The organism is Streptomyces sp. UNOB3_S3, assembly GCF_020740895.1.
Lineage (GTDB): Bacteria > Actinomycetota > Actinomycetes > Streptomycetales > Streptomycetaceae > Streptomyces.
On sequence record NZ_JAILXP010000075.1, the window covers coordinates 1 to 22,984 of the forward strand.

The 22,984-nt window shown below is 71.2% G+C and carries 19 protein-coding genes and 1 pseudogene; 11 read left to right on the plus strand and 9 right to left on the minus strand.

The annotated features are described in order from the left end of the window. The 8 genes and pseudogenes from K6I33_RS11220 to K6I33_RS11255 form a co-directional block, all read left to right on the plus strand. Positions 1-847, plus strand: a pseudogene (locus K6I33_RS11220) (hypothetical protein); the annotation flags it as partial. Positions 848-856: 9 nt separating this feature from the next. Then, positions 857-1,270, plus strand: a complete 414-nt coding sequence (locus tag K6I33_RS11225; RefSeq protein ID WP_229350529.1) for a roadblock/LC7 domain-containing protein — start codon at positions 857-859, stop codon at positions 1,268-1,270. 103 nt (positions 1,271-1,373) lie between these two features. Next, complete coding sequence (locus K6I33_RS11230; protein ID WP_229350498.1) at positions 1,374-1,781, plus strand: DUF742 domain-containing protein; 408 nt, start codon at positions 1,374-1,376, stop codon at positions 1,779-1,781. Continuing rightward, complete coding sequence (locus tag K6I33_RS11235; protein WP_229350500.1) at positions 1,762-2,343, plus strand: ATP/GTP-binding protein; 582 nt, start codon at positions 1,762-1,764, stop codon at positions 2,341-2,343. Before K6I33_RS11230 ends, K6I33_RS11235 begins: the two co-directional genes overlap by 20 nt. 328 nt (positions 2,344-2,671) lie before the next feature. Beyond that, positions 2,672-5,830 carry a nitrate- and nitrite sensing domain-containing protein gene (locus tag K6I33_RS11240; RefSeq protein WP_374284059.1) on the plus strand — a complete coding sequence of 1,053 codons (3,159 nt, stop codon included), beginning with the start codon at positions 2,672-2,674 and terminating at the stop codon, positions 5,828-5,830. 10 nt (positions 5,831-5,840) lie between these two features. Further along, positions 5,841-6,254, plus strand: a complete 414-nt coding sequence (locus K6I33_RS11245; RefSeq protein WP_126918236.1) for a roadblock/LC7 domain-containing protein — start codon at positions 5,841-5,843, stop codon at positions 6,252-6,254. Positions 6,255-6,338: 84 nt separating this feature from the next. After that, entirely contained in the window at positions 6,339-6,866 is a 528-nt protein-coding gene (locus tag K6I33_RS11250) for a DUF742 domain-containing protein (protein WP_229350504.1), read from the plus strand. Then, positions 6,847-7,428, plus strand: coding sequence for an ATP/GTP-binding protein (locus K6I33_RS11255; RefSeq protein WP_099201035.1), 582 nt, complete (start codon positions 6,847-6,849; stop codon positions 7,426-7,428). Before K6I33_RS11250 ends, K6I33_RS11255 begins: the two co-directional genes overlap by 20 nt. Positions 7,429-7,561: 133 nt before the next feature. Here the strand turns inward: K6I33_RS11255 and K6I33_RS11260 are convergent, their stop codons facing one another. From K6I33_RS11260 to K6I33_RS11270, 3 genes are all read right to left on the minus strand, one after another. Then, positions 7,562-7,759, minus strand: a complete 198-nt coding sequence (locus K6I33_RS11260) for an acyl-CoA carboxylase subunit epsilon (protein ID WP_229350507.1) — start codon at positions 7,757-7,759, stop codon at positions 7,562-7,564. 34 nt (positions 7,760-7,793) lie between these two features. Continuing rightward, positions 7,794-9,377 carry an acyl-CoA carboxylase subunit beta gene (locus K6I33_RS11265; RefSeq protein WP_229350509.1) on the minus strand — a complete coding sequence of 528 codons (1,584 nt, stop codon included), beginning with the start codon at positions 9,375-9,377 and terminating at the stop codon, positions 7,794-7,796. 198 nt (positions 9,378-9,575) lie between these two features. Further along, positions 9,576-12,002, minus strand: a complete 2,427-nt coding sequence (locus K6I33_RS11270) for a polysaccharide lyase 8 family protein (RefSeq protein ID WP_374284067.1) — start codon at positions 12,000-12,002, stop codon at positions 9,576-9,578. Positions 12,003-12,165: 163 nt separating this feature from the next. Between K6I33_RS11270 and K6I33_RS11275 the strand changes: the two genes are divergently transcribed. Then, a complete protein-coding gene (locus tag K6I33_RS11275) occupies positions 12,166-12,789 on the plus strand; it encodes a YceI family protein (RefSeq protein WP_229350511.1) in 624 nt (207 codons plus the stop codon). A 12-nt stretch (positions 12,790-12,801) separates the two neighbouring features. Here the strand turns inward: K6I33_RS11275 and K6I33_RS11280 are convergent, their stop codons facing one another. After that, on the minus strand, positions 12,802-14,340 hold the full coding sequence (locus K6I33_RS11280) for an FAD-dependent monooxygenase (RefSeq protein ID WP_229350513.1): 1,539 nt from the start codon (positions 14,338-14,340) through the stop codon (positions 12,802-12,804). 82 nt (positions 14,341-14,422) lie between these two features. Between K6I33_RS11280 and K6I33_RS11285 the strand changes: the two genes are divergently transcribed. Then, the gene (locus K6I33_RS11285; protein ID WP_229350515.1) at positions 14,423-15,070 is read left to right on the plus strand and encodes a TetR/AcrR family transcriptional regulator; all 648 of its coding nucleotides are present in this window, start codon (positions 14,423-14,425) and stop codon (positions 15,068-15,070) included. Positions 15,071-15,183: 113 nt separating this feature from the next. Here K6I33_RS11285 and cimA read toward each other — a convergent pair whose 3' ends face one another. The 4 genes from cimA to K6I33_RS11305 form a co-directional block, all read right to left on the minus strand. After that, entirely contained in the window at positions 15,184-16,818 is a 1,635-nt protein-coding gene (cimA, locus tag K6I33_RS11290; RefSeq protein ID WP_229350517.1) for a citramalate synthase, read from the minus strand. Positions 16,819-17,099: 281 nt separating this feature from the next. Further along, positions 17,100-18,446, minus strand: a complete 1,347-nt coding sequence (locus K6I33_RS11295; protein WP_229350519.1) for an MFS transporter — start codon at positions 18,444-18,446, stop codon at positions 17,100-17,102. A 136-nt stretch (positions 18,447-18,582) separates the two neighbouring features. After that, on the minus strand, positions 18,583-19,689 hold the full coding sequence (locus K6I33_RS11300) for a branched-chain amino acid aminotransferase (RefSeq protein ID WP_229350521.1): 1,107 nt from the start codon (positions 19,687-19,689) through the stop codon (positions 18,583-18,585). A 193-nt stretch (positions 19,690-19,882) separates the two neighbouring features. Beyond that, positions 19,883-20,938, minus strand: coding sequence for a 3-isopropylmalate dehydrogenase (locus K6I33_RS11305; RefSeq protein ID WP_229350523.1), 1,056 nt, complete (start codon positions 20,936-20,938; stop codon positions 19,883-19,885). Positions 20,939-21,068: 130 nt separating this feature from the next. Here K6I33_RS11305 and K6I33_RS11310 point away from each other — a divergent pair, with 130 nt between their 5' ends. Then, positions 21,069-22,745, plus strand: a complete 1,677-nt coding sequence (locus K6I33_RS11310; protein ID WP_229350525.1) for a metallophosphoesterase family protein — start codon at positions 21,069-21,071, stop codon at positions 22,743-22,745. Here K6I33_RS11310 and K6I33_RS11315 read toward each other — a convergent pair. After that, on the minus strand, positions 22,739-22,891 hold the full coding sequence (locus K6I33_RS11315; RefSeq protein WP_229350527.1) for a hypothetical protein: 153 nt from the start codon (positions 22,889-22,891) through the stop codon (positions 22,739-22,741). The genes K6I33_RS11310 and K6I33_RS11315 overlap by 7 nt on opposite strands. Positions 22,892-22,984 lie beyond the last annotated feature (93 nt).

Genomic DNA, 22,984 nt, shown 5'->3' on the forward strand with positions numbered 1-22,984 from the left:
CACCGGCGGCGGCCGCGGCGACACCGCGCAGTTCCCGCCGGTCCCCGCGACGGACACCCACCGGGGCGGCCGTCCGGACGGGCACACCGGCCAGATCGCCGCGCCCGCCGACGCCGCGCAGGCGCCGGCCGCCGGTCCCGGTGACACCGCGCAGTTCGGCGCGCTCGACGCGTCGGGCCGGCCGCGGTCCGGCACGGGCGAGTTCGCGCTCCCCGGCGCCGGCGCACCCGGTGAGGCTCCGGGCAGCACGAGCGGCGAGTACGCCCGTCCCGCCCCGGACGCCCTGGCGACCGGTGGCACGGGCCGGTTCGAGCAGCCGGCCGCCGATGTGTCCGGCACCACGGGCCAGTTCGCCCGGCCGGCCGTCGAGGACGACCCGCTGACCAGCACGACCGGTCAGTTCGAGCAGCCGGCCGTCGGCCGGTCCCCGCTCTTCGAGGAGCTGGAGTCGAACTGGTTCCGCGGCGAGACCCCGGCGACGGGCGTGCCCGTCCAGCCGGCCGACTCCGAGCGGCCGCAGCCGGCCGCGCCGGGCGACGGAGCCTCCCAGGGCGCCTGGGACTCCCCCAACGACGAGCGCTGGCGCCGGGCCGAGGCGGTCCGCGAGCCGGCGGCGGGCGGGATCACCTCCTCGGGGCTTCCGGTGCGCGTCCCGCGTGCCAACCTCGTCGAGGGCACCGCCGAGCAGCAGTCCCCCTCGACCGGTCCGCAGGTCTCGCGCGCCCCCGACGACGTGCGCGGCCGGCTGACCAATCTCCGCCGGGGCATCCAGCAGGGACGTCAGGCCGGCAACGGCCCGACCACCGGCAGTACCAATGTTGGCCCCACTTACCAGCAGGAGCGTTAGTTGAGTCCGATGAGCCAGGCGGCGCAGAATCTGAACTGGTTGATCACCAACTTCGTGAGCAACACCCCGGGGGTGTCGCACACGGTGGTGGTCTCCGCCGATGGACTTCTTCTGGCGATGTCCGAAGGCTTTCCGCGCGACCGCGCCGACCAGTTGGCGGCGGTGGCGTCCGGCCTGACCTCGCTGACGGCCGGTGCCTCCCGCATCTTCGAGGGGGGCACGGTCAACCAGACCGTGGTGGAGATGGAGCGCGGCTTCCTCTTCATCATGTCGGTCTCCGACGGCTCCGCGCTGGCGGTGCTGGCGCACCCGGAGTGCGACATCGGCCTCGTGGGCTACGAGATGGCGCTCCTCGTCGACCGGGCGGGCAATGTGCTCACCCCCGATCTGCGGGCCGAGCTCCAGGGAAGCCTGCTGAACTGACCACCGCACACCGCGATTTCCGTCCGACCGTACGGCCGAAAACCCCCCACCGGCCGCCACACGACGGCATCATTGCCATCCTGCTGTCCCGTCCGGAGGATTCATGACCCCGCCCGTCTCGCCCGGCCCGTACGGCGCTTCATACGATGCGCCGTACGGGGAAGAAGAGGACGACCAGCCGCTGATCCGCCCGTACGCCATGACGGGAGGCCGGACCCGGCCGCGCTACCAGCTCGCCATCGAGGCGCTGGTCAGCTCCACGGCCGACCCGGCCCACCTCGGCGGGCTGCTCCCCGAGCACCAGCGGATCTGCCACCTGTGCCGCGAGGTGAAGTCGGTCGCGGAGGTCTCCGCGCTGCTGAACATGCCGCTCGGTGTGGCCCGCATCCTGGTGGCCGACCTGGCGGAGGCCGGCATGGTGGCGATCCACCAGCCGGGCGGCGGGGAGTCCGGCGGTACGCCGGATGTGACACTGCTCGAAAGGGTTCTCAGTGGACTTCGGAAGCTCTAGCGGAGGCGTCGGCCGCTCCACCACGTCCGCGAAGATCGTGGTGGCGGGCGGCTTCGGCGTGGGCAAGACCACGTTCGTCGGCGCGGTCTCGGAGATCAGTCCGCTGCGCACCGAAGCCGTGATGACCTCCGCCTCGGCGGGGATCGACGACCTGAGCCACGTCCAGGACAAGACCACGACCACCGTGGCGATGGATTTCGGTCGAATCACCCTCGATGACGACCTGATCCTGTATCTGTTCGGTACGCCGGGTCAGGACCGCTTCTGGTTCATGTGGGACGACCTGGTCCGCGGTGCCATCGGCGCCGTCGTCCTGGTCGACACCCGCCGTCTCGCCGACTGCTTCCCCGCGGTCGACTACTTCGAGAACAGCGGCCTGCCCTTCGTCGTCGCCCTCAACGGCTTCGACGGAGCGCAGCCCTATGGTCCCGAAGAGGTTCGCGAGGCTCTCCAGATCGGCCCGGACACTCCGATCATCACGACCGACGCGCGGCACCGGCACGAGGCGAAGAGCGCTCTGATCACGCTCGTGGAGCACGCGCTGATGGCCCGGCTGAAATAGCGCCGCCCCGGCAACGGCTGTGACGGTGCGTAAGTTGTGGCATTGACCACGCGCGCACTTCGGAGTTCATAACGTTTCGACAGAGAATCGGCCGGACGCGACCACTCGTCGCGTCCGGCCGATCGCGCTCCGCGCACGGCCCGCCCGCCATTTGGCGTGGCTCGGCCTTAATGCCCGTTTTATGTCGGGCAAATCGCGGCCTTCATGGGCTCTGTCCGTTGTTTGGATTGCACCTGTCCAACGTGCTGGAATTCCCGGACTGAGCAGTCACGGCTCAGCAGACGAACGGCACAGCAGCAGGTGCCGACGCCGAGAGGTTGTTGGTCGAGTGAGGCGAAGAAAGACGGGCGCCGCGCAGCAGACGCGGGACGCGCGGGGCAACTTCACCCCGCCGTCGCGCACAGCGGTGCCGCCTTCCGACATGCCCGATTCCCCCGCCGCGCCCAAGGGCAGCGGCAGCAGATTCTCGCCCCGCAACTGGCGTGTGCCGGTCCGCCTGAACGCGATCCTCCTGATCCCGGTCCTCGTGGCCCTGGTCTTCGGCGGTCTCGATGTGAAGAGCCGCGTCGACACCTGGAGCGAGGCGGCGGACGCGGCGAACACCGCGCGTCTGGTGCGGGCGGCGGCCACCTATGCGCACGCCGTGATCGACGAGCGCGACATCAGCGCCAAGCCGTTGCTCGAGGGCCAGACCGACGACGCGAACGTCAAGAAGGCACGGGCGACGACGGACACCGCGCGCGCCGAGTTCGACGCGGCCGTCAAGAAGATGCCGGACACCCCGAGCCTCAAGCGCCGTCTGAAGGCCGTGCGGGACGCCGAGCCGACGCTGCCCAAGCTGCGTTCGGCCGCGTACACGCCTGCCCTGGAGGGCGCGAAGACCGAGGACGGCTACGGCGCCATCCAGCGTCCCCTCATGGCCTTCACCAATGAACTGGGCCTGGGCACGGGCAACGTCACCTCGTACGGCCGCATGGTCTACGCGGTCTCCCTGGCGAAGGCCGCCGAGTCGCTCCAGCGCTCCATCGGCGCCCACCTGCTGATCAAGCCCGGTGACGCCGCCAACCAGAAGACCCTCCAGACGGCCTTCTCCTCCTACAACTTCCTCGAGTACATCGCCCGCGGCGAGTACGAGCAGGGCGGTACCGAGGACGACATCAAGCGGCTCCAGGCCGCGCTGACCACCGAGGCCCAGGTCGAGGAGCAGGACAAGATGGCCGCCGCCATCATGTCCGGCGCCACCCCGGCCCAGCTGAGGGCCAAGGGCGTCACGCCCGAGGCGTGGCTCCAGGCCTCCACCGCGAAGTTCAGCGCGTACCGCACGGTCGAGGAGCACCAGATCGACAAGGCCGTGGACGAGGCGGAGAGCGTCGCGTCCCAGGCCACACAGGACGCGATCGTCAACTCCTCGATCATGGTCCTCGCCCTGCTGATCGCGTTCTTCGTCGCCGGCCGGATGGCCCGCGGCATGAGCCGCAGCATGCGCAAGCTCCGTGCCGCCGCCTTCGAGGTGGCCGAGCAGCGCCTGCCGGCGCTGGTCGACCAGCTCTCGCGGACCGAGCCCGGTCAGGTCGACACCCGGGTCGAGCCGATCCCGATCACCACCGGTGACGAGATCGGCGAGGTCGCCCGCGCCTTCGACCAGGTCCACCGCGAGGCCGTGCGGCTCGCCGCCGAGCAGGCGGGTCTGCGGGGCAACGTCAACGCGATCTTCACCAACCTGTCGCGCCGCAACCAGAAGCTGATCGAGGGCCAGCTGGACCTCATCACCGACCTGGAGAACAACGAGGCCGACCCGGACCAGCTGGAGAACCTCTTCCGCCTGGACCACCTGGCCACCCGTATGCGGCGCAACGGCGAGAACCTCCTCATCCTCGCGGGCGAGGAGCCCGGCCGCCGCTGGGACCAGCCGATCCCGCTGGTGGACGTGCTCCGGGCAGCCACCTCCGAGGTGGAGGCGTACGAGCGCATCGAGCTCAGCGGCCTGCCCGAGGCCGAGATCCACGGCCGGGCCGTGACCGACCTCGTGCACCTCCTCGCGGAGCTGCTGGAGAACGCCACGTCGTTCTCCTCCCCGCACACCAAGGTGCGCGTCACCGCCACCCGTCTCCCCGACGGCCGTGTGATGGTCGAGATCCACGACAAGGGCATCGGCCTGACCGCCGAGGACTTCGCCGACATCAACCACCGGCTGGCCAACCCGCCGACCGTGGACGTCGCGATCGCCCAGCGCATGGGTCTGTTCGTGGTCGGCCGCCTGGCGTCCCGTCACGACATCCGGGTCCAGCTGCGCCCCTCGGGCGAGCAGGCGGGCACCACCTCGCTGGTGATGCTGCCGGACGCCATCACCCACGGTGGCGGTGGCGAGGACCAGGTCCAGGACGACTTCACGGTCTCCGAGATGGTCCCCCAGCAGCAGGCGCCGATGATGCAGCAGGCACCGGTGGGCCACGGCCCGACCGCGGCCGAGCTCGGCTTCGACGACTCCCGCTACGAGGCGCGCCCCGACGTCCCCGGTTCCGGTGCGGCGATGGACCCGGTGGGCCGCGGGCTGATGCGGGACCAGCGCCGCGCGACGCTGGGGCAGGGCGGCGACGACCGTCCGCTCTTCCGCGACGAGGTGCCGCAGCAGCAGGGCTTCCCGCAGCCGGACGCCTTCGCTCAGCCGGACCCGTTCACGCAGCCGGATCCGTTCGGGCAGCCCGAGGCGTTCCAGCAGCCGCAGCACGCGCAGCCGCAGGAGCCGATATCCATGGAGCCCCAGGCTCCGCGGCAGTTCGACGGGATGGGCTACCCGGAATCCGCCTACGCGGATCCGGCGGTACCGGACCAGCAGACCTACGGCGACCCCTACGCCCCCGGTCAGCAAGGGCAGTGGACCGGGCCAGGTCCGTACCAGCATGAGTACGGGCAGGGTTACGCAGCGGAACCGGAATCCCGGCCGTCCGCTGACACGGCCCAGCCGGAGCGCGTAGAGTTCGACCGTCCGGGCCCCGCCTCGAGCGGCTCCCCCTCGCTGACCGGGTCCGGTCTGCCGCGCCGCGACAAGCGGTGGCAGCAGGACGGGACGGGCGAGGAGGCCACGAGGGACGGCGCAGAACCGGAGCAGCCCCAGCAGGAGGTCCCACCGCGGTCCGCGGAGGGCGCCAACTCCGACTGGAAGTCGGCCAACGACGAGCGCTGGCAGCGTGCCGGGCAGCTCAAGGAGCCGAAGGCCGGCGGCGTGACCCCCTCCGGTCTCCCCCGCCGGGTCCCCAAGGCCAATCTGGTCGAGGGCAAGGCGGAACAGACCACGCAGACGGGCCCCCAGGTCTCCCGCGCCCCGGAGGACGTCCGCGGCAGGTTGGCCAACCTGCGCCGGGGCATCCAGCAGGGACGCGAGCGCGGAGCGGACTCCTCGGAGCATCCGACGGACACCGCGCATCAGCAGCATCAGCAACACGACCAGGGCTTCGGCCCCGGCGGCACCTACGATCAGGAGCGTTAGTGTGAGCCCGATGAGCCAGGCGGCGCAGAACCTGAACTGGTTGATCACCAGTTTCGTGGACAACACCCCAGGGGTGTCCCACACCGTCGTGGTCTCCGCCGACGGACTCCTTCTGGCGATGTCCGAAGGCTTCCCGCGGGACCGCGCCGACCAGCTGGCGGCGGTCGCCTCCGGCCTGACCTCTCTGACCGCCGGTGCCTCCCGCATCTTCGAGGGCGGCCCGGTCAACCAGACCGTGGTGGAGATGGAGCGCGGCTTCCTCTTCATCATGTCCGTCTCGGACGGCTCCGCGCTGGCGGTGCTGGCCCACCCGGAGTGCGACATCGGCCTCGTGGGCTACGAGATGGCCCTTCTGGTGGACCGGGCGGGCAACGTCCTCACCCCCGAACTCCGGTCCGAACTCCAGGGGAGCCTTCTCAACTAATCAAGAGGCAGTGCGTTTCGCGCCACCGCGCCGTAGGGTGCGGTGGCGCGACCGGCAGCAGACAGGCAAGTTGGAGGAGGAAACGTGGCAACGCCCCCCGGCGGTTACCCGTATGGCAGTGACCAGCAGGCTCAACCCCCGTTGAACCGCTTCGACTTCCCCTCCTCGCCAAGCCACCACGCCATGCCGGAGCAGCAGCGCGCCGCGCACGTACCGCCTCCGCCCCAGCAGCACCGGCGCGCGTCGTCGTCCCCCTCGGGCGGCGGCAAGCACAACCCGCTGGTCCGTCCCTATGCGATGACCGGCGGCCGGACCAGGCCGCGGTACCAGCTCGCCATCGAGGCGCTGGTGCACACCACGGCCCAGCCGTCCCAGCTCCAGGGGCAGTTGCCGGAACACCAGCGCATCTGCCATCTGTGCCGAGAGATCAAGTCGGTCGCCGAGATCTCGGCACTCCTCTCCATTCCGCTCGGCGTCGCCCGAATCCTCGTCGCCGATCTGGCGGAGGCCGGACTCGTCGCCATTCATCAGCCCGGCGGCGATGCGTCCGCCGGCGGTCAGCCTGACGTGACACTGCTCGAAAGGGTGCTCAGTGGACTTCGGAACCTCTAGCGGCGAGGCAGCCCGCTCCACCACCTCCGCGAAGATCGTGGTCGCGGGTGGCTTCGGCGTGGGCAAGACCACGTTCGTCGGCGCGGTCTCGGAGATCAACCCGCTGCGCACCGAAGCCGTGATGACCTCCGCCTCGGCGGGGATCGACGACCTGACCCACGCGCCGGACAAGACCACGACCACCGTGGCCATGGACTTCGGCCGTATCACCCTGGACCAGGACCTGATCCTCTACCTCTTCGGTACGCCGGGTCAGGACCGCTTCTGGTTCATGTGGGACGACCTGGTCCGCGGCGCCATCGGCGCCGTCGTCCTCGTCGACACCCGCCGTCTCGCCGACTGCTTCCCCGCGGTCGACTACTTCGAGAACAGCGGCCTCCCCTTCGTCATCGCCCTCAACGGCTTCGACGGACACCAGCCGTACACGCCGGAGGAGGTCCGCGAGGCCCTCCAGATCGGCCCGGACGCGCCGATCATCACCACGGACGCCCGGCACCGCAACGAGGCGAAGAGCGCCCTCATCACGCTCGTCGAGCACGCGCTGATGGCGCGGCTCCGCTAGTTCGGATGCGAAGAGGTCCCCGCACTCCTTCAGGGAGTGCGGGGACCTCTTCGCGTTCCCGGCACCGCTCACCGAACGCGTAGGGCCCCTCACCGGACGGTGAGGGGCCCTACGCGTGTGTGCGCGGGTGTCGTCAGCCCTGCCAGCTGTGCGGCGCTCTGAAGCCGGAGCTGCGCTCCAGGCGGCGCCAGGGGGCCGTGGTGCGGCGGGGACGGACGGGGGCGGCGGCGTTGTTGCCGGCGGCGGCACGGGCGAGGAGGACGGCGGTGACGGCGGCCAGTTCCTCGGCGTCGGCCGTGCCCTTCTCGACGCGTACGAGCGTGTCGTTCATGCGAGTGTCTCCGATTGCTGAAGTACGGGACGGCTTACTGGGGCGGGTTGCCGTGCTTGCGCGCCGGCAGGTCCGCGTGCTTGTTGGCGAGCATCGCCAGCGACCGGATCAGCACCGACCGGGTCTCGACGGGGTCGATCACGTCGTCGACCAGGCCGCGCTCGGCCGCGTAGTACGGGTGCATGAGCTCGGCCTTGTACTCCTTGACCATGCGGGCGCGCATGGCCTCGGGGTCGTCCGCCTCCGCGATCTGCTTGCGGAAGATGACATTGGCCGCGCCCTCGGCGCCCATGACCGCGATCTCGTTCGTGGGCCAGGCGTAGGTGAGGTCCGCGCCGATCGACTGCGAGTCCATCACGATGTACGCACCGCCGTAGGCCTTGCGCAGGATCACCGAGATCCTGGGCACGGTGGCGTTGCAGTAGGCGTACAGCAGCTTCGCACCGTGCCGGATGATCCCACCGTGCTCCTGGTCCACACCCGGAAGGAAGCCGGGTACGTCCAAAAGAGTGATGATCGGGATGTTGAAGGCGTCGCACATCTGGATGAACCGTGCGGCCTTCTCCGACGCCTCGATGTCGAGCACGCCCGCGAGGGACTGCGGCTGGTTGGCGACGATGCCGACGACCCGACCGTCCAGCCGGGACAGGGCGCAGATGATGTTGGTCGCCCAGCGCTCGTGGATCTCCAGGTACTCGCCGTCGTCGACGATCTCCTCGATCACCTTGCGCATGTCGTACGGGCGGTTGCCGTCGGCGGGGACCAGGTCCAGCAGGGCCTCGCCGAGCCGGTCGGCGGGGTCCTCGCTCTCCACGCGGGGCGGGTTCTCGCGGTTGTTCTGCGGGAGCAGCGAGAGGAGGTAGCGGACCTCCTCCAGGCAGGTCTCCTCGTCGTCGTAGGCGAAGTGGGCCACGCCGGAGGTCTCGGCGTGGACGTCCGCGCCGCCGAGGCCGTTCTGGGTGATCTCCTCGCCGGTGACCGCGCGCACGACGTCGGGGCCGGTGATGAACATCTGGGAGGTGTCGCGGACCATGAAGACGAAGTCCGTGAGCGCCGGGGAGTAGGCGGCGCCGCCCGCGCAGGGGCCGAGCATCACGCTTATCTGCGGGATGACGCCGGAGGCCTTGGTGTTGCGCTGGAAGATGCCGCCGTAGCCGGCCAGCGCCGAGACGCCCTCCTGGATCCGGGCGCCGGCGCCGTCGTTCAGGGAGACCAGCGGGGCACCGGCCGCGATGGCCTTGTCCATGATCTTGTGGATCTTGGTGGCGTGGGCCTCGCCCAGCGCGCCGCCGAAGATCCGGAAGTCGTGCGCGTAGACGAACACCGTCCGGCCGTGCACGGTTCCCCACCCGGTGATCACACCATCGGTGTACGGGCGCTTGGCCTCCAGCCCGAACCCGGTGGCGCGGTGCCGCCGCAGCGGCTCCACCTCGGTGAAGGAGCCCTCGTCGAGCAGAAGTTCAATGCGCTCGCGAGCGGTCAGCTTCCCCTTGGCCTTCTGCGCCTGGGTCGCCCGCTCGCTCGGACCTCGCCGGACCTGCTCGCGGATGGCGTGCAGCTCGGCGACGCGCCCACGGACGTCACTCGCCTCTACGGGCGCACCTTCGAGATTGCTCATGGAAAGACGGTACGTGGCGGGCCCCCTGGAACATCATGTCGGTTCCACACAACGTCGCGCGTGTTTTCGTGGGCAGGCGGCACAGAACGGCGCAGGGGTCTTATCAGCTCCCCCGGCGCGATGGCGGGTCCCACGCTGTGAACACCCCACAAATATGGCCCGGCCCTGCCGTCATCCGGGCGTCTTGACCAGGGATCTTCACCCGGACCGGCGGGCGGGCGGGAGCGCCAGCCGGCAGCCGTGCGGGGCGCAGGCGGTGCCGGGCCGGATCCTCAGCCGCACCAGGGACCCCACTTCCAACACCTCCACAGCGGGATCCTGCGATGTGACGTTCCTCACAGGGTAATGCCATATGAGCCCGATGGGATCACCGGTGCGCAGGGGACCCGCGACATGGAGGGTCGCGGTGGGCCCATTGTGGCGCAGAAGTACGGAGGCGGGGGCATCGGCGGTCAGCGGCCCGGCGGTGCCGGGGGCCCAGAAGTTGACGGCGGTCAGCCCCAGGGAGGGGATGTGGACGGCCTGGAGGTCCGGGGTGTTGGCGAGGACGGTGAGCCAGCCGGGGTCGGCGGCGCGGTCGGCGAGGGTGCCGGGGCTCGCGCCTGGCATCAGGAGGTGGACGTGGCAGGCGTCCTCGGGGTCGATGCCATGAGGGCGCAGGAGGGTGAGGTAGCGCCGGGTGAGGGGGGTGGGCGAGCCGTCGGCGTTGATGTCGCGCCAGGCTCCGGTGCGGGTCTCGCGCAGAACCGTGAGCGGGGCCCCGCCGGGGAAGACATAGCCGCCGTGCCCGGCGAGGTGGACCCAGTGGGCGCGGTCGAAGGACTCGGTCCACCCGTCGTGGCCGGGCTGCGTCTCGCCGTCCACGGTGAGGGCGGGGGTGCCGGCGGCGCCGAGGTTGCGGTTGTCGACGACGGTCTCGACGTCGGTGCCGTCCCGGGCGGTGATCCCGGCGCCGAGACAGATGACGGCGTCGTCCGCGAAGAACCAGGACTTGCGGGCCTCCAGGGTGGAGCCGAGCCCTTTGAGGTGCTGCCCGACGGCCGCGTACTCGCCGTCGGTGACGCCGCCGACCCAGCGCACCGCCGGTCTGGGGGCTCCCCAGCCGCCGCCCTGGTTGTCGGCGAGGGGGACGGCCGAGACGGTGGTGCCGGGCAGCCGGTAGGGGTCGACGGTGGGCCAGAAGGCGTCGGTGTACTGGTCGCCGCCGTGACCGGCGCCCCACCAGGTGAGCATTCCGGCGCCGGTGTGCCAGCCGCGCGGGTTCTCGCCGTTGCCGTTCTCGTAGTGGGTGACGCGGTCGGAGGCCATGGCGACGGCGGCGGCCCAGCCGGGGCGGCGGTGGACGGCCCGGTCCATGGCGGCGAAGAGGCGGTGGCCCACGGGCTCGGGGGCGGCGGGCGCGGGCCCGGCGGCGATCGCGGCGAGGCGGGCGAGGTCGGCCCCGCCGAACTGGGGGTCGGTCAGCACCGGGCTGGTGGTGTCCCGGGCGATCCAGCCCTTGATCATGCCGTGCAGTCGCTCCCGATCGGCCGGGCCCACGTCCGCCGCGAGCAGGGCGATGGCGGCGATGAGGACGTGGCCGCGCTGGTGGTCGCTCTGGACGGGCGCGTCCCGGTCGGCAGCCTGGACGCCCCTGCTGATGGCGCGGCCGGAGACGCAGTCCATCACCAGACCGTTGTGGATCAGTGGCGCGAAGGCGTTCTCCACGCTGTCGTGGATGACCCGCCGGCTGGGGTCGGTGATCTCCCAGCGCGAGCCGCGCAGCAGGGCGAAGAGCCGGCCGAGCCCGTCGAGCAGCACACAGCCGTAGGTGCCGGAGTAGGCCACCCAGGTGTGCTGGATGAACGAGCCGTCGGCGTAGAGCCCGTCGCCCTTGAGGACAAGGGGGAAGACCGGGGAGAGGGCGTCGCGGGCGAGGGCGACCTTGGCGGCGTCCTCCCCCAGGACGCCCCGCAGGGCCACGACCCGGCACAGGTCGACACGGTTGGCGCCGGTGCTGGTGCCCGTGTAGGGGCCGATCGCCGAGTCGGGGACGAAGTAGTCGACGGCGGCCAGCAGCCGGGCGCGCCGGGCCGGGCCCACCGCGTCGTGGAGGAGGGCGGCCGTGTCCAGCAGCAGCCGGGGGCTGCCGATCTGCCACTCCCACCAGTTCCCGTAACGGACGGTCCCGGGGTGGTAGACGCGCTCGTGGAGGTGGTCGAGCCCGGCGAGGACGCCGGCGGCGAGTGCGGGGTCCCCGGTGAGGCCCGTGCCGGGCTGGGCGTGGGCCTGGGCCATGGTGAACAGCCGGGCGTAGCTGCGGGTGATCCCGGCGGGCGGGTCGAAGGGCGCGTCGGGCCAGAGCGAGCCGGCGGCGGGGCGCATGCTCGCGCAATGGGCGCGGGCCTGCTCCCCGGTGCGGCGCAGGACGGTGGCGTAGGGCTCGGCGGCGGGGTCGAAGCCGGTGCCGAGGGTCAGCTCCAGCCAGCGGCGGCGCGGCCCGGCGAAGTCGCCGTCCGGGCCGGCGGCCACGGCTGCGGGGGGCGCGGCGCCCAGGCCGAGGGCGCCGAGGGTGGTGGCGGCCAGGGTGGTGGCGAGGAAGCCGCGGCGGGTCCATGCGGGAGTGGACGACGGCACGGCGCACACGGTGGCACGGGGGCGCGTGGGAGGCAATGACGCCCGCGTGGGGCTTCCGGCCGAAATTCCCCTTTCCTAGATGTTGAACGTTGAACCAGATCGCGCTATCGTCGACATCGTTGAACGTTAAACAACATTCAACCGCCTCCCGTCTCGAACCCAAGGAGCAGTCATGGGCCTCTTCACCCGCAAGCGGGACACCGCTGCCGCCACCGCCACCGCCGTCCTCGACACCGACCCGGCTCTCGCCGCGCTGACCGGCGACTACACCATCGACGCCGCCCACAGCAGCATCGGCTTCACCGTGCGCCACGCGATGGTCACCAACGTCAAGGGCTCCTTCCTCCAGCACGAGGGCACCCTCCACCTGGACGGCGCCGCCCCCTCCCGCTCCACCGCCGAGCTCGACATCCGGATCGACAGCGTCGACACCGGCATCAAGGACCGCGACGGCCACCTGCTGAGCGGCGACTTCTTCGACGCCGAGCGGTTCCCCCTGATGACCTTCCGCTCCACCGCCGCCGAGCGCGTGGGCGGCGACCGCTACCGGATCACCGGCGACCTCACCATCAAGGACGTCACCCGCCCCCTCTCCATCGACCTGGAGTTCAACGGCTCGGCCACGGACGTCTACGGCAACGAGCGCGTCGGCTTCGAGGGCGGCGCCGAGATCCTGCGCTCCGACTGGGGCCTGACCTGGAACGCGGCCCTGGAGGCCGGCGGTGTCATGGTCAGCGACAAGGTGAAGCTCACCTTCGACATCTCCGCCGTGAAGACCGCCGCCTCCCAGGCCTGACCTCCGTGCGGATCAGCGACCGAGGCGCGCCAGACGGTCCATGACCTCGGCGCCTCGGTCCGCCGCCACGCTCAGGGCTATGTGGTTGTCGGGCCGTACCAGCACGAGCCCGTCGCCCTCGATCCCGTACGCCCGTCGCACATGTCCCTCGTGGTCGTCGACGTGGCACACGGTCAGCATCCCCGCGTACTTCTCCCCCGCCTCCGCGCGCGCCTCCGCAAGCGCCTCCGCGCTCGCCGGCCCGACACCGAAGAGGGTGAAGCGCGGCCCGGCGAAGACCTCGAAGAGCCGTGTCTCCGCGCCGGTCACGGCGTCCCGGCAGGGCGCGTCGGGCGCCCGCTCCCCCGCCTTGGGGCCACCCCACGCCAGCGAGCCCCAGCCGTAGCCGACGCCCAGCGTGGTGATGTCGTCGGTGACCACGACCTCCGTGCCGACGCCCGCCTCCCGGACGCCCTTCAGGACCGCGCGCAGCCGCTCGTTCGTGAGGTCGAGCGTCCACGCCGCGACCGGCAGCCGCTCCTCCTCGTAGGTGTCCAGCAGCCCCGGACCGGCCAGGCCGCGTATCACGAAGGCCAGTTTCCAGCCCAGGTTGAAGGCGTCCTGGATGCCGGTGTTCATCCCCAGGCCCCCGGCGATCGAGTGGACATGGGCCGCGTCCCCGGCGAGGAGGACCCGCCCGACACGGAAGCGGTCGGCCATCCGGACGTTGACGCGGTAGACGGAGAACCAGGTGGGGTCGGTCAGCCGCACGCCCGGTATCCGGGCACACCGGTCGAAGAGCCGTTGGAAGGACTCCAGCGACGGCGGCACGAGCCGCCCGTCGGCGTCGCGCTCGGGCGAGCCCTGCAACTGCCAGTGCGCGCTGCCCGGGAAGGGGCAGAGCATCAGGGCCGCGTCCTCGTCGAACCACTGGTGCCAGTAGGCGGGGTCGAGCCCGTCGGCGCGGACGTCGCCGACCACCATGCTCTCCTCGGCGTCGGTCTTCCCCTCGAAGACCACGCCCAGCGCCTTGCGCACGGGGCTGTGGCCGCCGTCGCAGCCCACGAGATAGGACGCCGTGATCCGCCGGCCGTCGGCGAGCGTCGCCACGACGCCGCCCTCGTCCTCGGTGAAGCCGGCCAGCTCACAGCCGAGTTCGACCTGGACGCCGTGGCCGGCGAGCCGCTCCCGCAGGATCTCCTCCGTGCGCCACTGGGGGATGAGCAGGCCGGTGGCGTAGGGGGTGTCGGGCGTGGGGACCCGGTCCTCGAAGGCGACGTGATCCGCCACGGCGACGCCGTCGCGGTATTTGCGCAGGGTGATGCGCTCCGCGCCGGACGCCGCCGCCCGCTCCCCCACCCCGAGGTCGTCGAAGAGCTCGCGGCTGCGCTGGTTGAGGCCCTTGCCGCGGGAAGAGCGGTGGAATTCCGGGGACTTGTCGATGATGCGGACGGCCACGCCGCTGCGGGCGAGCGAGCAGGCGAGGGTGAGGCCGGTGGGGCCGGCGCCCACGATCAGTACGCCTGTCGATACGTCTGTCGGTACGTCCGTCGCTACGTCTGTCGGAGTCATGTGTCCATGAAAGGGCCACTCGCGAGAAAATGCAACCGGGTAACAAAAGATTCTGGGTAACGTCACCTGCTAGAGTGACTCCGTGACCGATGAGACGGGACTGCGGGAGCGGAAGAAGCAGCGCACGCGCCAGGCGCTGTCCGACACGGCCATCGAGCTGTTCCTGAAACACGGCTTCGACCAGGTGTCCGTCGCGGACGTCGCGGCGGCGGTGGAGGTGTCCAAGCCGACGCTCTTCCGCTACTTCCCGGCCAAGGAGGACCTGGCGCTGCACCGCATCGCGGACCATCAGGGCGAGGCGGCGCGCGTCGTCGCCGGCAGGGCGGCCGGCCAGTCCCCGCTGGGCGCGCTCCGCGCGCACTACCACGCGCGCCTGGACGCCCACGATCCCGTCACGGGCCTCAACGACCACCCGGTCGTACGGGCGTTCAACGACATGCTCTACGGGACGCCGAGCCTGCTCGCGCGCCTCGTCCGCTACGCCGAGCGGGATGAGGAGCTGCTGGCGGGGGCGCTGGTGGAGACGGGCGGTGGCGACGACGGGCGCGACGCGCTGATCGCCGGGCTCGCGGCGGCGCAGATCATCACCGTGCATCAGCGGTTGGCGCAGGAGAATTGGCGGAAGCTTGCCGAAGGGCGGGCGATCGGCGATGCGCTGGTCGAAGCGCATGCGGATGCGGACCGGGCGTTCGACTTGCTGGGGGCGGGGCTGGGGGTCTCTTTCCCCTGACCCGCCCCTTCCCGAAACCGGGGCTCCGCCCCGGAACCCCGGGGTGGTTACTGCCGGTGGGCCGGTTTGTGCCCACCCGTTCCGCCCTGCGGAACGATTGCCCACAAACGGGTTTACTCCTGCGGGTCCACGCCCGCACGCCGCAAGCCGTACGCGTACGCGTCGTCCAGGGCCTGCCACGACGCCGCGATGACGTTTTCCGCCACGCCGACCGTGGACCACTCGCCGCTCTCGTCGCTCGTGGAGACCAGGACCCGGGTCGTCGAGCCCGTGCCCAGGTTGCCCTCCAGGATGCGGACCTTGTAGTCGGTCAGCCGGATGCCGGCCAGCTGGGGGTAGATGCGCTCCAGCGCCACCCGCAGCGCCCGGTCGAGGGCGTCGACCGGGCCGTTGCCCTCGGCCGTGGCGACGATGCGCTCGCCCTTCGCCCACAGCTTCACGGTCGCCTCGTTGGCGTGGGTGCCGTCCGGGCGGTCCTCGGCGATGGCGCGCCAGGACTCCACGCGGTAGTAGCGCCGCGCCCGGCCCTCGATCTCCTGGCGGAGCAGCAGCTCGAAGGAGGCGTCGGCGGCCTCGTACGTGTAGCCCGCCAGCTCGCGCTCCTTGACCCGCGCGACGACGCGCCCGACCAGCTCGCGGTCGCCGCCGAGGTCGACGCCGAGCTCCTTGCCCTTGAGCTCGATGGAGGCGCGGCCGGCCATGTCGGAGACGAGCATCCGCATGGTGTTGCCGACCCGCTCGGGGTCGATGTGCTGGTAGAGGTCCGGGTCCACCTTGATCGCCGAGGCGTGCAGCCCGGCCTTGTGGGCGAAGGCGGAGACCCCCACGTACGGCTGATGCGTGGACGGCGTGAGGTTGACGACCTCGGCGATGGCGTGCGAGATCCGGGTCGTCTCGGCCAGCTTGCCGGGCGGCAGCACCCGCCGGTCGTACTTGATCTCCAGGGCGGCGACGACCGGGAAGAGGTTGGCGTTGCCGACGCGCTCCCCGTAGCCGTTGGCCGTGCACTGGACGTGGGTGGCGCCGGCGTCCACCGCGGCGAGGGTGTTGGCGACGGCGCAACCGGTGTCGTCCTGCGCGTGGATGCCCAGGCGCGCGCCGGTGTCGGCGAGCACCGTCCGGACGACGGCCTCGATCTGGGCGGGCAGCATGCCGCCGTTGGTGTCGCACAGGACGACGACGTCGGCACCGGCCTCGTGGGCGGTGCGCACGACCTGGGTGGCGTAGCCGGGGTTGGCGCGGTAGCCGTCGAAGAAGTGCTCGCAGTCGACGAAGACGCGGCGGCCGTGCGAGCGCAGGTACGCGACCGTGTCGCGCACCATCGCGAGGTTCTCGTCCAGGGTGGTGCGCAGGGCGAGTTCCACGTGCCGGTCGTGCGACTTGGCGACGAGGGTGACGACGGGGGCCCCGGAGTCCAGGAGGGCGGCGACCTGCCGGTCGTCCTCGGCGCGCACGCCCGCCTTGCGGGTGGCGCCGAAGGCGACGAGCCGGGCGTGCCGGAAGGCGATCTCCGCACGGGCGCGCTGGAAGAACTCGGTGTCGCGGGGGTTGGCGCCCGGCCAGCCGCCCTCGATGAAGCCGACGCCGAAGTCGTCCAGGTGGCGGGCGATGGTGAGCTTGTCCGCGACGGTGAGGTTGATGCCCTCACGCTGCGCGCCGTCGCGCAGCGTGGTGTCGAAGACGTGGAAGGCGTCGTCGACGGGGGCGGCGGGTTCGAGGGGCTCGCGGCCGTCGGTTGCGTCCGTCATTGCTGGTCTGACTCCTGTGAGGATGTCGGTCTGCCGGGATGACCGGTTCCACCGTCCCCCGGTGGGCCCGCGCCCTGCGCCGTCCGGCGAGGTGGGCCGGAAACGCAAAAACCTCTCGCGGGTGCGAGAGGTCTGCGCGCGGGTCTGGGACGACGGTGTCCGCTCCGTACGGGTGGTACGGGAGCGGTCACTGCGGACCGGCGCGCCTGTTGCCCATAATCATGGCGAACGGGAGCATGGCGGCATACTGCCACAGGTCCGGTCCACGATGCGGGTGAGTCTCAGGATGCGGGCACTGTGTCCGTACCCGTCTCCGTGCGCTCCTGGGACGTGGGCGTGGCCCCGACGCGCCTCAGGTCGGTGTCCCGTGTCTCGCGCATGGTCAGGTAGACGACGAGCGAGACCGCCGCGCAGCCCGCGACGTACCAGTAGAAGCCGGATTCCAGGCCGGCGTCCTTGAACCACAGGGCCACGTATTCGGCCGTGCCGCCGAAGAGCGCGTTGGCGATGGCGTAGGGCAGGGCCACGCCCAGGGACCGTACGCCCGTGGGGAACAGCTCCGCCTTCACACAGGCGTTGATCGAGGTGTAGCCGGTGACCACCACCAGCGCCAGCAGGGACAGGCCGAGGGCCGGCCAGAAGGATCCCGCGTGCTTGAGCATCGTCAGGATCGGCACGGTCAGGAAGGTGGAGCCCACGGCGAAGGTGATCAGCAGCGGCCGGCGGCCGATCCGGTCCGAGAGCGCGCCCGCCAGCGGCTGGAGGGCGGCGAAGACGATCAGCGCGCAGAAGCTGACGAGCGTCGCCGTCTGCTTGGGCAGGCCCGCGGTGTTGGAGAGGTACTTCGTCAGGTACGTGGTGTAGGTGTAGTAGGCGACCGTGCCGCCCATGGTCAGGGCGATGACGAGGAACGCCTCGCGCTTGTGCCGCAGGAGCGCCCGGATCGTGCCCCGGTCGGCCGCCTCCGTGTCGCCGTCCTCGGCGGCCTCGGCGTAGGTCTCCGTCTCCAGCATGTTGCGCCGCAGGTAGAAGATGACGGCGGCGCCGAGCGCGCCCACGGCGAAGGGGATGCGCCAGCCCCAGTCGTGGAGTTCGGCGCTGGAGAGCGTGTGCTGGAGGAGGATCAGCAGCCCCAGGCCCAGGATCTGGCCGGCGGTCATGGAGACGTACTGGAAGCTGGAGGCGAAGCCTCGGCGGCCGGGCGCGGAGGCCTCGGTGAGGTAGGTGGCGCTGGCCGCGTACTCACCGCCGACGGACAGGCCCTGGAGCAGCCGGGCGACGAGGAGGACGGCGGCTCCGCCGTAGCCGGCGACCGCGTAGGTCGGGGCGACGGCGATGAGCACGGCGGACGCCGACATCAGGGTGACGGTCAGGGTGAGCGCCGCCTTGCGGCCGCGCCGGTCGCCGACGCGGCCCAGCAGCCAGCCGCCGACGGGCCGCATGAAGAAGCCGACGGCGAAGATGCCGGCGGTGTTCATGAGCTTGGCGGTGTCGTTGCCCGCGGGGAAGAAGGAGCCCGCGAAGTAGGTGGCGAAGCTGGCGTAGACGAACCAGTCGAACCACTCGACCATGTTGCCGGCCGAGCCGACCCAGATCTTCTTCCAGTGCCGTGTCTGTGCCTGTCCCATGAGGGAACACGGTGGCGGAACGGCCCGGATTCGGACAAGGGTCCGGCCGGCAACGATCGCATGGACTTGCGTGCGTTATGTCCCCACCGCACGCAAGCGGGTCACCGCACGCGAGCCCGTCTCAGCCCGGCCCGTCTCAGCCCAGCGGGTGCATCCAGCCGTGGGCGTCCTCGGTGGCACCGGTCTGGACCGCCAGCAGCGCCTTGCGGAGGTTCATGGTGACCTCGCCGGGCTCGCCGCCCGACTGGGTCCACTCGCCGCCCGCGGACTTCACCCGGCCGACGGGGGTGATCACCGCGGCCGTGCCACAGGCGAAGACCTCGGTGAGGGTGCCGTTCTCGGTGTCGCGCTTCCACTGGTCGGTGGAGATCCGGCCCTCCTCGGACTCGTAGCCGAGGTCCTTGGCGATGGTCAGCAGTGAGTCACGGGTGACGCCGGCCAGCAGCGAGCCGGTGAGCTCCGGCGTGACGATCCGGGGCTTCTCGCCGTCGCGGCCCCCGTACACGAAGTACAGGTTCATGCCGCCCATTTCCTCGACCCACTTGTGCTCCAGCGCGTCCAGCCAGACGACCTGGTCGCAGCCCTTCTCGGCCGCCTCGGCCTGGGCGAGCAGGGAGGCCGCGTAGTTGCCGCCGGTCTTGGCGAAGCCGATGCCGCCGGGGACGGCGCGGACGTAGTTCTCGGACAGCCACACGGAGACGGGCTTGACGCCACCGGGGAAGTACGGGCCGGCCGGGGAGGCGATCACGATGAAGAGGTACTCGTTGGCGGGCTTCACACCCAGGCCGACCTCGGTCGCGATCATGAAGGGGCGCAGGTACAGGGAGGCCTCGCCGCCGTGCTCCGGGACCCATGCCTTGTCCTGGCGGACCAGGGCGTCACAGGCCTCGATGAAGGTCTCGACCGGCAGCTCGGGCATGGCGAGCCGGCGGGCGGAGGCCTGGAAGCGCCGGGCGTTGGCGTCGGGGCGGAAGGTGGCGACCGAGCCGTCGGGGCGACGGTAGGCCTTGAGCCCCTCGAAGATCTCCTGCGCGTAGTGGAGGGTCATGTTGGCCGGGTCGATGGACAGCGGCGCGTACGGGGTGAGCTGGGCGTCGTGCCAGCCGCGGCCCTCGGTCCACTTGATGGTGACCATGTGGTCGGTGAAGTGGCGGCCGAACCCGGGGTTCGCCAGGATCCGCTCGCGCTCCGCGTCGGACAGCGGGTGCGAGGAGGGCTTGAGCTCGATCGTGGGCGTCGTCATGAATGCGTGTCCTTCACCTTGGTATGTGGCGGACCGCGCTCACGTCGCCCCGGGGGCACCGGGACGTCCGAGCTTCTTCGCCTCATTCGCGGCCCCACGTTCGATTATCGCTCGTGAGGGGCCCGACGGAAAACGTGCGCGCGGCCGGGAATCGACGGTGATATCCGGCCGCGCGCAAAAACGCGGACCGGTTTCAGCCGGTTTGTACGGATGCGAGTACGCGCGATACGAGCGCGTCGCCGACCTGGTCCGTGCTGCGTACCGCGCTGCCGCGGCCGGTGATGTCCTCGGCGACGGCCGTCTCGACGCGCGCCGCCTCCGCCTCGTACCCGAGGTGGCGCAGCAGGAGCGCCACCGAGAGGACCGTGGCGGTCGGGTCGGCCTTGCCGGTGCCCGCGATGTCGGGCGCGGAGCCGTGGACCGGCTCGAACATCGAGGGGAAGGCCCCGGTGGGGTTGATGTTGCCGGAGGCGGCGAGGCCGATTCCACCGGTGACGGCGGCGGCGAGGTCGGTGAGGATGTCGCCGAAGAGGTTGTCGGTGACGATGACGTCGAAGCGCTCGGGCTGGGTGACGAAGAAGATCGTCGCGGCGTCGACGTGCAGATAGTCGGTGGTGACCTCGGGGTACTCGCGGCCGACGCGGTCGAAGACGCCCTTCCAGAGGTGCCCGGCGTGCACGAGGACGTTGTTCTTGTGGACGAGGGTCAGCTTCCGGCGGGGGCGGGCCTGGGCGCGCTCGTAGGCGTCGCGGACCACGCGCTCCACGCCGTAGGCCGTGTTGACGCTGACCTCGGTGGCGACCTCGGCGGGGGTGCCGGTGCGCAGCGAGCCGCCGTTGCCGGTGTAGGGGCCCTCGGTGCCCTCGCGGACGACGACGAAGTCGATCTCGGGCCGGCCGGCGAGGGGGCTGGCCGTGTGGGGGAACAGCTTCGACGGACGGAGATTGACGTAGTGGTCGAAGGCGAAGCGCAGCTTCAGCAGCAGCCCCCGCTCCAGGACGCCGGAGGGCACCGACGGGTCGCCGATCGCGCCCAGCAGGATCGCGTCGTGCTGCTTGAGGGATTCCAGCTCGGCGTCCGGCAGGGTCTCGCCGGTGGCGTGCCAGCGGCGGGCGCCGAGGTCGTACTCCCGGGTCTCCAGCTTGACGTCCGAAGGAAGCGCGGCCGTGAGGACCTTGAGGCCCTGGGCCACGACCTCGGGGCCGATGCCGTCACCGGGGATCACTGCGAGACGAATGCTGCGAGACATACCGGGACCGTACTCCCGTGTCCCGCTGGATGACACACTCTGTCCGCGATATGGACACATTGCCAGCCGGACAGGCCACATTCACCGAAAGTACGTGTCCGCGTCGACCATCCCTGGCACTTTTTCCGGCATGGACACACCACGGGTAGGCATCCCTGACCGTCTCGCGCGCGATATGACGATGGCGGAGCAGCACGAGTACCTGCGCGGCAGATTCACCCGGCGCGGGCTGCTGCGGGCGAGCGCCGCGACGGCCGGCGCGGCGGCCGGCACCGGTCTGCTGGGGGCGGGCGCCCCCGCGGCGTTCGCCGGGGGCGGGGGCACCGCGCGGCCCCTGACCCCCACGCTGATCACCACTCCGGCGACCGCGAGGGTCGACGGCTCGCTCGTCGCGCCGTTCGGGCGGCACCTGGCGTTCGGGTCCGACCCGCGGACGCAGATGCGGATCTCCTGGCAGGTGCCGTTCGCGGTCAAGCGGCCGTTCGTCCGCGTCGGCCTCAAGCCCTGGGACCTCAGCCGGCGCATCCCCGCCGAGGTCCGCACGCTGCACACCCCGCCGCTGAACAAGAAGCTCCCGGCGGTCGACCAGGTCTACCTCCACGCCGCCCTGGACGGTCTGGCCCCCGGCCAGACCTACTACTACGGCGTCGGCCACGACGGCTTCGACCCCGCCGACACCCGCAACTTCGCGACGGTCGGCACGTTCCGCACGGCCCCCGAGCGCGCGGAGCGGTTCGTCTTCACGGCCTTCGGCGACCAGGGCGTCAGCTACCACGCCCTCGCCAACGACCAGCTGATCCTCGGTCAGAACCCCGTCTTCCACCTCCACGCGGGCGACATCTGCTACGCCGACGACAGCGGCAACGGCAAGCCCACGGACGTCTACGACGCCCGGACGTGGGACCAGTTCCTCGCCCAGACCGAGACCGTGGCCTCGCGGGTGCCCTGGATGGTGACCACGGGCAACCACGACATGGAGGCCTGGTACTCCCCCAACGGCTACGGCGGCCAGAGCGCCCGCTGGACGCTGCCGGACAACGGCTTCGACGCCCGGAACTCGCCGGGCGTCTACTCCTTCGTCTACGGCAACGTGGGCGTCGTCGCGCTGGACGCGAACGACATCTCGTACGAGATCACCGCCAACACCGGCTACAGCGGCGGCCGGCAGACCCGCTGGCTCGACCGGCGGCTGCGGGAGCTGCGCGAGCGGCGCGACGTCGACTTCGTCGTGGTCTTCTTCCACCACTGCGCCTTCTCCACGACCAACGGCCACGCCTCGGACGGCGGGGTGCGCGACCTGTGGGTACCGCTGTTCGAGAAGCACCAGGTGGATCTGGTGATCAACGGCCACAACCACGTCTACGAGCGGACCGACGCGATAAAGCGCGGCAGGGTGGCGAAGCGGGTGCCGATCGGCGAGTCCGTCGACTCCTCGCGGGACGGCATCGTGTACGTCACCGCGGGCGGCGCCGGGAAGTCGCTCTACGACTTCCCGGTGCCGGACAGCTACGAGGACCATGTGAAGGACGTGGACCACGTCGCCAGCTACCACTGGGCCAAGGGCCGGGTGAAGGCCAAGGAGACGGTGGAGTGGTCGCGGGTGCGCTTCACGGGCTACTCGTTCCTGGCGGTCGAGGCCGAGCCGGGCCGGCGCCCGCGGCTGACGGTGACGGCGCTGGCCGAGAGCGGCGCCCGGATCGACCGCTTCGAGGTGACGCGGAGCGGAGCCGAGAAGGAACAGCACAGCGAGGTCACCCGTCCGGCCCGCGCGGAGGGCGGCCAGGGGGATGACGACGCGGCTCAGTGACCGGTGACGCCGCCGTTGTCGCGGCGGTCGAGCGCGCGCTGGAGCGCGGCGGCGGCGTTGGCCCGGTCGGTCTGACGGGCGGCGCTGTCGGCCGCGCGGACGGAGCGGCGGATCCGGCGGGCGGAGCGGGCGGCGGTCTCGGGCATGGGTCACGTCTCCTCTGCTGGGCCCCGGGCACGGGGCGGACGAGCGGGAAGCGAGAAGGATCGGAAGCCGGGAGAAGGGGCGGGGGCCGGGGT